This is a genomic window from Rhizobium sp. BK176 (assembly GCF_024808055.1).
Map to the genome: position 1 here is coordinate 254,307 of NZ_JANUBV010000008.1, position 13,213 is coordinate 267,519.

Here is a 13,213-nt window from a genome sequence, read left to right on the forward strand (position 1 = left end):
CAAAAGGCCGTCAACTCTTTATAGAGCCGCGCGAGCGCACGCAGTCATGAGGGCTCGCGTGTCCTGACACACAGGAAGACTGATTTTTGCAATCACCCGACACCCAGAAGACGCCCGTTAACAGCGACAGCATCACCGGCATCTTGAAGCGCATCCTCGCGGAAAACGGCCGTGATCATCTGTGGGGCTATGTTTTTGCGATCACCTGCCTCGTCATCGTCGCCCTGTCGACGGCGTATACCGCCTGGATCATGAAGTCCGTCGTCAATGAGGCGTTCCAGAACCGGCGTGCGGATATTGTCTGGGCGATCTGCTTTACAATTTTCATTGCCTTCGTCGCGCGCGGTTTCGCGAGCTACGGCCAGGCGGTGGTGCTCTCGAAGATCGGCAACAATATCGTGGCGCGATATCAGCAGCGTGCCTATTCGCACCTGATGAAGCTGTCGCTCGGCTACTTCAACCAGACGCGCTCGGCCCACGTCGTTTCGCAGCTCAATCAAAACATCAGCGGCATTCGCGATGTGATGAACCTGACGATCACCTCGACCGTGCGCGACCTTCTGACGTTCGTCTCGCTGCTGGCGGTGATGATCATCCAGGATCCGCTGCTGAGCCTCGCGGTGTTTGTTCTGGCGCCGCCTCTTCTTTACGCATTGCGATATGTGTCGAAGCGGCTTCGTACCGCGACAAAAGACGCGATCCACGTAAACAACCATGTCGCAGGCGCGATGCAGGAAACGATCCAGGGCATCGCTATCGTCAAGGCCTTCACCATGGAAGGCCAGCTGGAAGGCAAGGTTGACAGGCTCGTCGAGAGCGCAGAACGGCGCGCGAACCGGATCGCCCGCCTGTCGGAACGGACGGCACCGCTGACGGAAAGCTTTGCCGGCCTCGCGGTCGCCAGCGTCCTTGCCTATGCCGCCTACGGCACGATCTATAACAACATTCCACCGGGCGCCTTCTTCTCTTTCGTCACAGCGTTGCTGCTCGCATACGATCCCGCACGCCGCCTCGCGCGCCTGCAGGTGCAGATGGAGCGCGCTGTCGTCAACGCCCGCATGATCTACGAATTCCTCGACACGGTCCCGCATCAGCGCGACGTGCCGGACGCGAAGGCGCTCGTCGTCACGGACGCCAAAATCGAATTCCGCAACGTTTCCTTCGCCTACGGCGAGGATGAAGTGTTGCGCGATGTCAGCTTCTTCGCCGAAGGCGGCAAGACCACGGCGCTGGTTGGTCCGTCCGGCGCCGGCAAGTCGACGATCATCACCCTCATTCCGCGCTTCTATGATCCGAAGGCCGGTCAGATTCTGATCGATGGTCAGGACATCGCGCACGTAACGAAGCAGTCGCTGCGCGAGCAGCTGGCCTATGTTTCCCAGCAGCCGTACCTCTTCGAGGGCACGATTCGCGACAACATCCGGTATGGCCGCCAAGAGGCGACCGACGAGGACGTCGAACGCGCGGCCCGCCTGGCCTATGCGCATGAGTTCATTCTTGCGCAGCCGCAGGGCTACGACACGCCGGTCGGCGAGAATGGCGTGACGCTCTCCGGCGGTCAGCGCCAGAGGCTCTCCATCGCCCGCGCGCTGGTCCGCAACGCTCCGATCCTGCTGCTCGACGAGGCGACCTCGGCGCTCGACACCGAGTCCGAGGCGGCCGTTCAGAAGGCGCTCGATGAGGCCATGGTCGGCCGCACAGTGGTCGTGATCGCCCACCGTCTTTCGACCGTCGTCCGCGCCGACAAGATCGTCGTCATGCAGCAGGGCCGCATCATCGAAGAGGGCAACCACGACAGCCTTGCGCGGCGCAGCGACGGTCTCTACGCTCGACTCAACAATCTGCAGAGGCCGGCCGCCTCCGATGCCCGCTGACAATAGGATGATCGACTGACATGAGCGATGCTGCGATGAAACTGGTGGTGGTTGGCGCAGCAGGGCGCATGGGGCAGACGCTCATCCGTCTCATTCACGCCATTGACGGCGTGACATTGCATGCCGCCGTCGAGCGCACCGGCTCGCCCTTCCTCGGCAAGGACGCCGGCGAAATTGCCGGTCTCGGCCCGAATGGCGTGATCATCGGCGATGATCCGCTGGCGGCCTTTCTCCATGCCGAAGGCGTTCTCGATTTCACGTCGCCCGCCGGCACGGTGGAATTCGCCGCCTTGGCGGCCCAGGCACGCATTGTCCACGTCATCGGCACGACCGGCTGCTCGGTCGACGACGACGCGAAGATCGCGGCTGCTGCCCGTCACGCCCGTGTCGTGAAATCAGGCAATATGGGCCTCGGCGTCAACCTGCTCAGCGTCCTCGTCGAACAGGCGGCTCGTGCCCTGGAACCTGCCGACTGGGATATCGAAGTTCTCGAAATGCATCACAAGCGCAAGGTCGATGCACCCTCAGGCACCGCACTGCTGCTTGGCGACGCGGCGGCCAAGGGCAGAGGCATCGACCTCGCCTCGCATTCGGTGCGGGTGCGCGACGGTCACACCGGCCCGCGCGAGCAGGGCACCATCGGCTTTGCGACGCTGCGCGGCGGCTCCGTCGTCGGCGAGCATTCGGTGATCTTCGCCGGCGAGGGCGAAACCGTAACGATGTCGCACAGCGCCACCGACCGCTCGATCTTCGGCCGCGGCGCCGTCAAGGCAGCGCTCTGGGCGCGCGACAAGAAGCCCGGTCTCTATTCCATGCTCGACGTGCTCGGGCTTTCTTCAAAGTAATCTTTTTCGGAGGCATTTTTCATGAGCGGCACTCTCGTCCTCGTTCGCCACGGCCAGAGCGACTGGAACCTCAAGAACCTTTTCACCGGCTGGAAGGACCCTGACCTGACCGAACTCGGCATTCAGGAAGCCAACACCGGCGGCAAGGCGCTCGCCGATTACGGCATCAAGTTCGACGTCGCCTTCACCTCGGATCTGAAGCGCGCCCAGGACACGCTGAAGATCATCCTCGACAACGTCGGTCAGCCGGACCTCAAGGCCTTCAGGGATCAGGCGCTGAACGAGCGCGACTACGGCGATCTCTCCGGTCTCAACAAGGACGACGCCCGCGCCAAGTGGGGTGAAGAGCAGGTCCATATCTGGCGCCGCTCCTACGATGTTCCGCCTCCGGGCGGCGAAAGCCTGCGCGACACCGGCGCCCGCGTCTGGCCGTACTACCTGACCGAAATCCTGCCCCGCGTCCTGCGCGGCGAAAAGGTGCTGGTCGCCGCCCACGGCAACTCGTTGCGCTCTCTGGTCATGGTTCTTGACCGTCTGACCAAGGAACAGATCCTGGCGCTGAACCTCGCGACCGGCGTTCCGATGGTCTACAAGCTCAACGCCGACTCGACCGTCGCTTCCAAGGAAGTGCTTGGCGATATGTCCGGCGCGCATTGATATCGATTGCGCCTCGCACGTCCGGCTGCGCGGCGCTTTCCAGCCTTGTCGCCACCAGCTTACTAGCTCTTTGACGTGGCTCCCGCCCGGGGCGCCTTTGCTCGGGCCGCCTCGAAATCCGGCAGGCGGTTGGCGATCCACTGCCAGAGCGTCACCACCTCCACCAGAAGCTCGCCGCCGAGCGGCGTCAGTTCATACTCCACCCGCGGCGGCACCTGTGGGTAGAGCGTCCGCGTCACCAGCCCGTCGCTTTCGAGCGTCCGCAGTGTCTGCGTCAGCACCTTCTGGCTGATCCCCTCGACCCGCTCCAGAACCCGCGAAAAGCGCAAGGGGGCCTTGGCCTCGGCAAGGATGTGCATGACGCGCAGCGGCCACTTTGCGCTGGCGCGCTCCAGCATCTCGCGGGCCAGCGCATCCTGCGCGTCGGTCAGTGTCTCGCAAAAATCGAATGTACCATCGTCCAGGTCAGTTACCATTAGGTATGTATAGCTCCTGCGGGTGCCTTCTTTCAAGATGAAACCGACTTGCCTATATGGTCTTGCGACGGATCAAGGAGATTTTGGATGTCACAGGTTTGGTTGATTACAGGCAGCTCTCGCGGCCTCGGCAGGGCGCTTGCGGAAGCGGTGCTGGCGGCAGGGCACAAGCTGGTCGCGACCGCGCGCGATCCATCGCAGCTAGAGGATATCAAGCACCGCTACCCCGCCAATGTCTTGACGATTCCTCTTGATGTGACCGACGAGCAATCGGCCGCATCAGCCGTGAAGGCAGCGGTTGAGACGTTCGGACGCCTCGACGTGCTCGTCAACAATGCAGGCTACGGCGACGTCGGATCGATCGAGGATACCAGCCTTGCCGATTTCCGCGCCCAGATCGAAACCAACCTGTTTGGAACAATCATCGTCACCAAGGCGGCGCTGCCGCTGATGCGCGAGCAGGGTTCCGGTCACATCATCCAGTTTTCCTCCGTCGGCGGCCGCATCGGCCCAGCCGGCCGCGCGCCTTATGCGGCCGCAAAGTGGGGCGTCGAAGGTTTCTCGGAGGTGCTTTCCCGGGAAGTCGGTCCGCTCGGCATCAAGGTGACGATCATCGAGCCCGGCGGCTTCAGGACCGATTTTGCTGGCGCCTCTACCACGCTCCGAGAAGGGCGCCCGGAATACGAAGACACCGTCGGCAAGATGGCCCGCTACCAGCGCGACTACAACGGCAAACAACCGGGCGATCCAGCAAAGGCGGCCACGGTAATCATCCATGTCGCCGCTCTCGCTGAACCACCGCTGCGCCTGTTGCTCGGCAGCGATGCGGTGCGCGGCGTCGAGCAGAACGATGCGGTGCGAGCCAAGGAGCATGTGGCCTGGCGGGATCTCAGTGTCTCCACCGACTTCGAGCCCGGTCGCTGATGCCTCCATCCACGGTCGCCTTTCTGCACGCGGCTGGGCGTGAAATTTAGGCTCTGCCGGTCTGAGCACTACTTGGCCGCAGAAGCCAAGTACACAGGATGAGGGCGGCGACCGCTCCGGCAATCTCGGCGAGCCAGAATCCCGGCAGGTCGACCGGACGGATCCCGGAGAAGGTGTTGGTCAACGATCGTGCCAAAGCGACGGCGGGATTGGCGAACGAGGTCGAGGCAGTGAACCAATAGGCGGCCGTGATGTAGAGCCCCACCAGCCAGGGCACTGCTTTTTGTTCGAACTTGACGCTGGCGAGGATCACCGCCACCAGCCCGAACGTTGCAACGCCTTCTGAAAACCACTGCGCGCCGCCGGTACGGACCTTGGTCGACATTTCAACAAGTGGCAGGGCGAACATCAGGTGAGCGGCGATCGTGCCAGCCACGCCGCCGACGATCTGAGCCAGGATGTATCCCCCAAAGTCGCGCTTCGGCAACCTGCGGGAGAGAGCGAAAACCAGCGAGACCGCAGGATTGAATTGGGCGCCGGAGATCGGGCCGAGGATGGTGATCAATACCACCAGGATCGCGCCCGTCGCCAGCGTGTTACCCAACAGTGCCAGGCCGACATCCTGGGTGAGCGATGCCGCCATGATGCCGGAGCCGACCACTGTTGCGACAAGCATCGCTGTCCCGAGCGCTTCTGCAACCAGCCGGCGCGGCAGATCAAACCCGGCCATCAGCTTGCCTTGGGCTGCCGGATGCTGGTGCCTTCGAGGGCGCCGATCTGGCGCAGGTGCGTTTCCAGCGCAAGCTTGTCGATCGAGGACAGCGGCAGGCTCAGAAAAGCAGTGATACGATTCTTCAGGAAGCGGGCGGCTTGCGCGAAGGCGCGGCCCTTGTCGACTTCGCTGCCTTCGACGGTAGCGGGATCCTCAACACCCCAATGAGCAGTCATGGGATGGCCAATCCACACCGGACAGGCCTCGCCGGCTGCGCTGTCGCAGACCGTGAAGATGAAGTCCATCTCCGGAGCGCCTGGCGCGGCGAATTCGTCCCAGTTCTTCGAACGGAATCCGGTCGACGGATAGCCTTGCGCTTGCAGCTCCTTCAATGCGTAAGGGTTGACCTCTCCCTTCGGCTGGCTGCCGGCCGAATACGCTTTGAACCGGCCTTTGCCTTCCGTGTTGAGAATGGATTCGGCCAGGATCGAGCGAGCGGAATTGCCGGTGCAAAGAAAGAGCACGTTGTAGGTGCGGTCGGTGGTCATTGCAGTTCCTCCTCCATCTTAGGGGCGCAACAGGCCGCAACCTCGGCGGCGGGCGCGCAGATTTCCGGGTGTCCGGAGCAGCAGTCTTCCATCAGGAAGCGAACCAGGCCGCCGAGCGCCTCGTAGTTTGCGGTGTAGATGATCGATCGGGATTCTCGCTGTTGCGCGATCAGGCCAGAGCGTTCCAGTTCCTTCAGGTGGAAGGAGATGTTGGAGGGCGATACCTCCGCCTGTTCTGCGATTGCGCCCGCCGCCATGCCTTTTGGGCCGGCGACCACGAGCATGCGGATGATTTGCAGGCGGGTTTCCTGAGATAGCGCGCCGAACGCAACGAGGGCTTGACGTTGATCCATATTTCAACAATCCTTGAATAATTGAAATTAGGAATAACGCAGATGGATACGATCGACAATAGCAAAGTTCAGGAAGACGATATCACGCTCTGCCAGCTACTCGGCGTGCTTACGGGCGCCAACGATTTTCCGCTGATATTCTACTACGACGGACGACCGGTGAAGCCGGGCTATCATGTCACCGAGGTAAAGGCCGGCCAGTTCTCGGCGCTGGACTGCGGTGCCAACCGGGAAGCATGGACGGAGATCTTCGTTCAGCTTTGGGATATCGAGGAGGACGACCGTACCCATATGCCTGCCGGCAAATTCCTCGCGATCATCCGCAAGGTTACTGAGGCCGTGAAGATCGACGATTCAGCCAAATTGACATTCGAAGTCAGCGACGGCGTTCAACCGATGCAGCTTTACCGCGCCGCGATGCCAGTGCTGCGCGACGGCACCGTGCACGTCGACCTGTCGCCGCGGCCGGCGAGCTGCAAGCCGCGCGATCGCTGGCTTGCGGAACAGCCCGCACAATCTTGCTGTATTCCCACTGCGAGCGCGAAGCCGGTTGACGCTGAGCCGAGCGCGTGACTGTCGGGCGAGGGCGGCTGATCAACGCCAGGTTTCAGACGCGCCCTCTCAATTCTCGATCGTGAACTGTACGCGGTCGGCCGCAAACCGGCTGATCGCATATTGCACCGGCACGCCTTCGAGGTCGGTGTTGACGGCCTTGGTGATCAGCAGGATCGCGCCGGGCGCCAGTTCGAGTGCTGCGGTATCCGCCTCATCGGCATGGACGGCGGTGATCTCGGTGGTCGCGCGCACGTAGTCGGATAGTCCAAGCTCCGCAAAGGCCTTGGTGATCGATTCCGTCCGCTTGTAGGCGTCGGGCATGCCGCCGAAGCGCGCGGCCGGAAACCACGCCGTCGCGCAGGAGACCGGGCGGCCATCGGCCTTGCGCACCGTTTCCATGCGCACGACAGGCTCGCCCGGCCGGATCTTCAGCCCGCGCGCCACGTCCGCGTCAGCCTTCTCCTCCGAATGGGAAAGCAGCAGTGCGCGCATCTCGCGCGCCTGCTCGCCGATCCCTGTTGTAAACCGGGTGCGCTTGGTGATCGGAAAGTTCAGCCGCTCCTTGCGCTCGATCAGCGTGCCGCGCCCCTGCACGGCGCGCACGATACCCTCCTGGGCAAGGGCAGCGATCGCGCTTCTGACTGTATGTCTGTTGACGCCGAACTGCAGCGCCAGCACCGTCTCCGGCGGCACCATGCCGGTCTCGTCATAGGCACCGGCGCTGATCGCCTGGCGAATGCGGTCGGCGATCTGCCGCCACAGCGCCACGCCCGTCTGTCTTTGTACCTGCCCCGCCATTTTACCCCTTGATGTCACACGCTTGTCATGTCGCCGATTTAAGCGTAACCATATCTTGTATAGTTGTCTATATCAATAAACATTTAAAGGATGTGGCGATGACCTTAGCGGAAAAGAATGAGCCGGGGGCAGGTGGGCGCAAGCGCGTCGTCGACCTGCTTGCGCGTGCGGAGCGGCAGGAGCTGGTCGCGGCTTGGGACAAGCTGGCGGAAAAGCCGGCGGTCCAGCCTGTGCGCGGACCGGAAACGGGCCTCGTCATGGTCCGGGGTCGGATGGGCGGCGGCGGTGCGCCGTTCAACCTCGGTGAGGTGACGGTGACCCGCGCCACCGTGCGCCTTGCCTCGGGCTCAGTCGGTCACGCCCAGGCGCTCGGCACCGATCGTGAGAAGGCCCGGCTCTCCGCCATCTTCGACGCCCTCTGGCAGGAGCAGACCACACAATCCTTCGTCGAGCAGGCGCTGCTGCAGCCGGTCGCCGCACGCGTGGCGGATGCCGATCGCCGCAAGGCCGATGAGACGGCAGCAACCCGCGTCGATTTCTTCACCATGGTTCGCGGAGACGACTGATGAGCCTCAAGACGGAAGTTCTGACTGGTGGCTTTGCCGAGCCGGTCTTCCACGCCCAGCGGGTTTTCAAGCTGATGATGGATGCGATGGCGCGTCCGGGCACGATCCAGACGGTTTCCCCCGATGCTTTGCCGCCGGCCCCCCTCGGCGTTGCGGCAGGCGCGATCGCGCTGACGCTCTGCGATCACGATACCCCGGTCTGGCTGTCATCAGGTCTCGCGAAATCCGCCGTGCCGCAATGGCTCGGCTTCCACACCGGCGCGCCTGTCACGCCGGAGAAGGCCGAAGCGCGCTTCGCCTTCGTCGAAGCCGGAACGCCTCTGTCGTCCTTCGGTCTCTTTGCCGCCGGCACCCAGGAGTATCCTGACCGTTCGACGACACTGGTCATCGAACTGGCGGATATCGAAGGCGGCCGCAAGCTGGCGCTCATGGGCCCTGGCATCAAGACGGTCACCGATATCGCGCCGCTTGGCCTGCCCGACACCTTCCTGCGCCTCTGGACGGAGAACCGCGCCCTCTTCCCGCGCGGCATCGACATCGTGCTGACCTCGGGCAGCCGGTTCGTCTGCCTGCCGCGCACCACCAAGATCACCGCAACGGAGATGTGACCCATGTATGTTGCTGTCAAAGGGGGCGAAGCCGCCATTGCCAACGCCCATCGCCTGCTGGCGGATCGCCGTCGCGGTGACCGTTCGTTGCCGGCTATCGGTATCGACCAGATCGTCGCGCAGCTGGCGCTGGCCGTCGACCGTGTCATGGCCGAAGCCTCGCTCTACGATCGCACGCTTGCCGCTCTCGCCGTCCGCCAGTCGCGCGGCGACATGATCGAGGCGATCTTCCTGCTTCGCGCCTATCGCACGACGCTGCCGCGCTTCGGTTATAGCAAGCCGGTCGATACCGCCCGCATGAAGATCGAGCGCCGCGTCTCCGCCACCTACAAGGATCTGCCGGGCGGCCAGCTGCTCGGTCCGACCTTCGACTATACGCATCGCCTCCTCGACCCTTCGCTGCTGTCAGACGAAGCCGTCGAGGAGCCGACACTTCGCGATGCCGAATCCGGCCGCGTCATGCGCGTTTCGGAAATTCTGGCACAGGAAGGCCTGATCGAGGGCGATGGCGAAATGCCCGAGGATCACGAGATCGGCGACCTGACGCGCGAGCCGATGGAATTCCCGATGACCCGCGATCTGCGCCTGCAGGCGCTGGCCCGCGGCGACGAAGGCTTCCTGCTGGCGCTCGGCTATTCGACCCAGCGCGGTTACGGCCGCAACCATCCCTTCACCGGCGAAATCCGCATCGGTGAAGTCGAGGTCGAATTCGATGTTCCCGAACTTGGTTTCGCCGTCTCGCTCGGCACCATCCAGGTGACGGAGTGCCAGATGGTCAACCAGTTCAAGGGTTCGTCCAAGGCGCCGCCGCAGTTCACCCGCGGCTACGGCCTGGTTTTCGGCCAGAGCGAGCGCAAGGCAATGTCGATGTCGCTTGTCGATCGAGCACTGCGCGCCGAAGAACTCGGCGAAGACATCACGGCTCCGGCACAGGACGAGGAATTCGTCATCTCGCATGCCGACAACGTTCAATCGACCGGCTTCGTCGAGCATCTGAAGCTGCCGCATTACATCGACTTTCAGGCGGAACTCGATCTGGTTCGCCGCATGCGCAACGAATTCGAAGCCAACCGCGTCGGCGGCGATGACACGATGAAGGAGGCTGCGGAATGACCGATCTAGCCAGCTACAATTTCGCTTATCTGGACGAACAGACGAAGCGCATGATCCGCCGCGCGATCCTGAAGGCGATCGCCATTCCCGGCTATCAGGTGCCGTTCGCCTCGCGCGAGATGCCGATGCCTTACGGCTGGGGCACCGGCGGCGTGCAGGTCACGGCCTCGATCATCGGGCCGGATGATGTCCTCAAGGTCATCGACCAGGGCGCCGACGACACGACCAACGCCGTCTCGATCCGCGCCTTCTTCCAGAAGGTTGCGAATGTCGCGGTGACGACGCACACCAAGGACGCGACGATCATCCAGACCCGCCACCGCATCCCGGAAGAGAAGCTCGGGGCCAACCAGGTGCTGGTCTACCAGGTTCCGATCCCGGAGCCGCTCCGCTTCCTCGAGCCGCGCGAGACCGAGACCCGCAAGATGCACGCGCTTGAGGAATATGGCCTCATGCATGTGAAGCTCTACGAGGACATCGCGCACAACGGCCGCATCTCGAAGACCTATGCTTATCCGGTCAAGGTTGCCGGCCGCTACGTCATGGATCCGTCGCCGACGCCGAAGTTCGACAATCCGAAAATGCACATGTCGGACGCGTTGCAGCTCTTCGGGGCAGGGCGCGAGAAGCGCATCTATGCGGTTCCGCCCTATACCGAAGTCGTCAGCCTCGATTTCGACGACTACCCCTTCGAGATCCAGCGCTTCGGCAAGCCTTGTGCGCTCTGCGGCGCCGAGGAGGTCTATCTCGACGAGGTCATCCTCGATGACAAGGGCGGGCGCATGTTCGTCTGCTCCGACACCGACCATTGCGAAGACCGCCGCGCCCATGGGCATGCCGGCGAGATGTTGGCACCCAATCAGGAGGCCGCCGAATGAGCGACACCCCGCTTCTCAAAGTCAATGACGTCTCGAAATTCTACGGCAACCGCATCGGCTGCCGGAATGTCTCCTTCGAGCTCTGGCCCGGCGAAGTGCTCGCCATCGTCGGTGAATCCGGCTCAGGCAAGACGACACTGCTCAACTGTATCTCGACGCGCCTGATGCCGACGACCGGCAGCGTCGAATACCACATGCGCGACGGCGCCTATCGCGACCTCTATCGCATGAACGAGGCCGAGCGCCGCTTCCTGATGCGCACCGACTGGGGTTTCGTGCATCAGAATCCGGCTGACGGTCTGCGCATGACGGTCTCGGCCGGCGCCAATGTCGGCGAACGCCTGATGGCGATCGGCGATCGCCACTACGGCAATATCCGCTCCACCGCGGTCGACTGGCTGCAGCGCGTCGAGATCGACGAGGGTCGTATCGACGACCAGCCGCGGGCCTTCTCCGGCGGCATGCGGCAGCGCCTGCAGATCGCCCGCAATCTGGTGACCGGCCCGCGTCTGGTGTTCATGGACGAGCCGACCGGCGGCCTCGATGTGTCGGTGCAGGCCCGCCTGCTCGATCTCGTTCGCGGGCTCGTCAACGATCTTGGTCTTGCCGCCATCATCGTCACCCACGACCTTGCCGTCGCGCGCCTGCTGTCGCACCGCATGATGGTGATGAAGGATGGCCATGTCATCGAGCAGGGGCTGACCGATCGTGTGCTTGACGATCCGCGCGAGCCGTACACGCAGCTCCTCGTTTCCTCCATCCTGCAGGTCTGATCGCGAATGCCGTTCTGACTCCGGCTACCGGTGTCCGCGGCAAGCGAAACTAAGGAAAGAAATCATGGCAACGCCACTCGTTGTTTCTGAAGTCGTCAAGAGCTTCACCATGCACCTGCGCGACGGCATCAAGCTGCCGGTCGTTTCGGATGTATCCTTTTCCGTTGCCTGCGGGGAATGCGTCGTGCTCGGCGGCCCGTCGGGCATCGGCAAGAGCTCGCTCTTGAAGATGATCTACGGCAACTACGCCGTCGATAGCGGCCAGATCCTCATCAAGCATCACGACAAGATCGTCGATCTGGCAACAGCCGACCCGCGCACCGTCATCGCCGTGCGCCGCGATACGCTTGGCTATGTCAGCCAGTTCCTGCGCACCGTGCCGCGCGTCGCGGCGATCGACGTTGTTGCCGAGCCGCTGGTTGCCCGTGGCGAGAAGGCGGAAACGGCACGCGAAAAGGCGGCAGACCTTCTCGCGAAGCTGAACCTGCCGGAAGCGCTCTGGCAGCTTCCGCCAGCCACCTTCTCCGGCGGCGAGCAGCAGCGCGTAAACATCGCCCGCGGCTTCATCACCGATCACACAGTCCTGCTGCTCGACGAGCCGACCGCTTCCCTCGATGCCAGGAACCGCGCCGTCGTCGTCGGCATGATCGAGGAGAAGAAGAAGGCGGGCGTCGCCCTGCTCGGCATCTTCCACGATGAGGAAGTGCGCGAAGCCGTCGCCGACCGCATTCTCGACGTCCAGAAGTTCTCGCCGCGAAAGGCAATCGCAGCATGAGCCGCAAGATTGGCCTCGAGCCTTATTTCCATGAATCGGCATCCGTGAAGAACGCCACCTTCGGCCGCTTCACGGAGGTCTCGGAGCGTTGCCGCATCGAGGAGGTCGAGTTCGGCGACTATTCCTATGTCATGCAGGACGGCGCCATCTGGTGCGCGACGATCGGTAAGTTCGTCAACATCGCAGCATCGGTGCGCATTAATGCCACCAACCACCCGACCTGGCGCGCGACGCTGCACCATTTCACCTATCGCGCCGCCGATTATTGGCCGGATGCCGATATGGAGACCGACTTCTTCGAATGGCGCCGCTCTAACCGCGTCGTCATTGGCCACGACGTCTGGATCGGTCACGGCGCCACCGTCCTGCCCGGCGTCACGGTCGGCAATGGCGCCGTCATTGGCGCCGGTGCCGTCGTCTCCAAGGATGTCGCGCCCTACACCATCGTCGGCGGCGTCCCGGCCAAGCTGATCCGCGAACGCTTCCCGAAAGAGGTCGGCGAACGGATGGACAAGCTCGCCTGGTGGGACTGGGAGCACGATCGCCTGCGCGTTGCCCTGGCCGATTTCCGCGCGCTGAGCGCCGAAGATTTCCTCGCCCGCTACGAAGCATGATCGGGCGCCCCGGAGCTTGGCCGCCCAAAAGCGGCCGGCCGATCACCGCTATTCGCGGCTCGCCCGGGCGCTAAAACTTGCAGCCGACGAAGCATCGGCGCACCCCGTTGTCACAATAGTCGCGTCTGTCTCTGCTAGGGAAGA

General features: G+C 63.1%; 17 protein-coding genes. 12 read left to right on the top strand and 5 right to left on the bottom strand.

What is annotated here, in order from left to right:
* The first annotated feature begins 86 nt into the window (after window positions 1–86).
* The 3 genes from FHT76_RS23630 to FHT76_RS23640 are packed head-to-tail and all read left to right on the top strand — an operon-like array spanning window position 87 to window position 3,376.
* Entirely contained in the window at window positions 87–1,874 is a 1,788-nt protein-coding gene (locus FHT76_RS23630) for an ABC transporter ATP-binding protein (protein ID WP_183863440.1), read from the top strand.
* Between the two features lie 20 nt (window positions 1,875–1,894).
* Window positions 1,895–2,719 carry a 4-hydroxy-tetrahydrodipicolinate reductase gene (gene dapB / locus FHT76_RS23635; RefSeq protein ID WP_183863442.1) on the top strand — a complete coding sequence of 275 codons (825 nt, stop codon included), beginning with the start codon at window positions 1,895–1,897 and terminating at the stop codon, window positions 2,717–2,719.
* 21 nt (window positions 2,720–2,740) lie between these two features.
* Entirely contained in the window at window positions 2,741–3,376 is a 636-nt protein-coding gene (locus FHT76_RS23640) for a 2,3-bisphosphoglycerate-dependent phosphoglycerate mutase (protein ID WP_183863444.1), read from the top strand.
* Between the two features lie 62 nt (window positions 3,377–3,438).
* Here the strand turns inward: FHT76_RS23640 and FHT76_RS23645 are convergent, their stop codons facing one another.
* On the bottom strand, window positions 3,439–3,852 hold the full coding sequence (locus tag FHT76_RS23645; RefSeq protein ID WP_183863446.1) for a helix-turn-helix domain-containing protein: 414 nt from the start codon (window positions 3,850–3,852) through the stop codon (window positions 3,439–3,441).
* Window positions 3,853–3,939: 87 nt separating this feature from the next.
* Here FHT76_RS23645 and FHT76_RS23650 point away from each other — a divergent pair, with 87 nt between their 5' ends.
* Window positions 3,940–4,776, top strand: coding sequence for an oxidoreductase (locus FHT76_RS23650; protein ID WP_183863448.1), 837 nt, complete (start codon window positions 3,940–3,942; stop codon window positions 4,774–4,776).
* Between the two features lie 46 nt (window positions 4,777–4,822).
* On the opposite strand, the gene FHT76_RS23655 is transcribed toward FHT76_RS23650, so the two are convergent.
* Genes FHT76_RS23655 through FHT76_RS23665 form a run of 3 tightly spaced genes read right to left on the bottom strand, consistent with a single transcriptional unit; the run spans window position 4,823 to window position 6,389 of the window.
* Entirely contained in the window at window positions 4,823–5,506 is a 684-nt protein-coding gene (locus FHT76_RS23655; protein ID WP_183863450.1) for an MIP/aquaporin family protein, read from the bottom strand.
* Window positions 5,506–6,036 carry an arsenate reductase ArsC gene (locus FHT76_RS23660; protein WP_183863452.1) on the bottom strand — a complete coding sequence of 177 codons (531 nt, stop codon included), beginning with the start codon at window positions 6,034–6,036 and terminating at the stop codon, window positions 5,506–5,508. The genes FHT76_RS23655 and FHT76_RS23660 overlap by 1 nt, the downstream gene beginning before the upstream one ends.
* Window positions 6,033–6,389 carry a helix-turn-helix transcriptional regulator gene (locus FHT76_RS23665; protein ID WP_183863454.1) on the bottom strand — a complete coding sequence of 119 codons (357 nt, stop codon included), beginning with the start codon at window positions 6,387–6,389 and terminating at the stop codon, window positions 6,033–6,035. The genes FHT76_RS23660 and FHT76_RS23665 overlap by 4 nt, the downstream gene beginning before the upstream one ends.
* Before the next feature lie 42 nt (window positions 6,390–6,431).
* Between FHT76_RS23665 and FHT76_RS23670 the strand changes: the two genes are divergently transcribed.
* On the top strand, window positions 6,432–6,962 hold the full coding sequence (locus FHT76_RS23670; protein WP_183863456.1) for a DUF6428 family protein: 531 nt from the start codon (window positions 6,432–6,434) through the stop codon (window positions 6,960–6,962).
* 48 nt (window positions 6,963–7,010) lie between these two features.
* Here the strand turns inward: FHT76_RS23670 and phnF are convergent, their stop codons facing one another.
* Complete coding sequence (gene phnF / locus FHT76_RS23675) at window positions 7,011–7,742, bottom strand: phosphonate metabolism transcriptional regulator PhnF (RefSeq protein WP_183863458.1); 732 nt, start codon at window positions 7,740–7,742, stop codon at window positions 7,011–7,013.
* Window positions 7,743–7,840: 98 nt separating this feature from the next.
* On the opposite strand from phnF, the gene phnG reads away from it, so the two are divergent.
* From phnG to FHT76_RS23710, 7 genes are all read left to right on the top strand, one after another.
* Window positions 7,841–8,308, top strand: a complete 468-nt coding sequence (gene phnG, locus FHT76_RS23680; RefSeq protein WP_183863460.1) for a phosphonate C-P lyase system protein PhnG — start codon at window positions 7,841–7,843, stop codon at window positions 8,306–8,308.
* Window positions 8,308–8,916, top strand: coding sequence for a phosphonate C-P lyase system protein PhnH (gene phnH, locus FHT76_RS23685; protein ID WP_183863462.1), 609 nt, complete (start codon window positions 8,308–8,310; stop codon window positions 8,914–8,916). Before phnG ends, phnH begins: the two co-directional genes overlap by 1 nt.
* A gap of 3 nt (window positions 8,917–8,919) precedes the next feature.
* Window positions 8,920–10,029, top strand: a complete 1,110-nt coding sequence (locus tag FHT76_RS23690) for a carbon-phosphorus lyase complex subunit PhnI (protein ID WP_183863464.1) — start codon at window positions 8,920–8,922, stop codon at window positions 10,027–10,029.
* A complete protein-coding gene (locus FHT76_RS23695) occupies window positions 10,026–10,907 on the top strand; it encodes an alpha-D-ribose 1-methylphosphonate 5-phosphate C-P-lyase PhnJ (RefSeq protein WP_183863466.1) in 882 nt (293 codons plus the stop codon). Before FHT76_RS23690 ends, FHT76_RS23695 begins: the two co-directional genes overlap by 4 nt.
* On the top strand, window positions 10,904–11,680 hold the full coding sequence (gene phnK, locus FHT76_RS23700) for a phosphonate C-P lyase system protein PhnK (RefSeq protein WP_183863468.1): 777 nt from the start codon (window positions 10,904–10,906) through the stop codon (window positions 11,678–11,680). The genes FHT76_RS23695 and phnK overlap by 4 nt, the downstream gene beginning before the upstream one ends.
* A 64-nt stretch (window positions 11,681–11,744) precedes the next feature.
* Window positions 11,745–12,455 carry a phosphonate C-P lyase system protein PhnL gene (gene phnL / locus FHT76_RS23705; protein WP_183863470.1) on the top strand — a complete coding sequence of 237 codons (711 nt, stop codon included), beginning with the start codon at window positions 11,745–11,747 and terminating at the stop codon, window positions 12,453–12,455.
* On the top strand, window positions 12,452–13,069 hold the full coding sequence (locus tag FHT76_RS23710) for a DapH/DapD/GlmU-related protein (protein WP_183863472.1): 618 nt from the start codon (window positions 12,452–12,454) through the stop codon (window positions 13,067–13,069). The genes phnL and FHT76_RS23710 overlap by 4 nt, the downstream gene beginning before the upstream one ends.
* The last annotated feature ends 144 nt before the right edge of the window (window positions 13,070–13,213 follow it).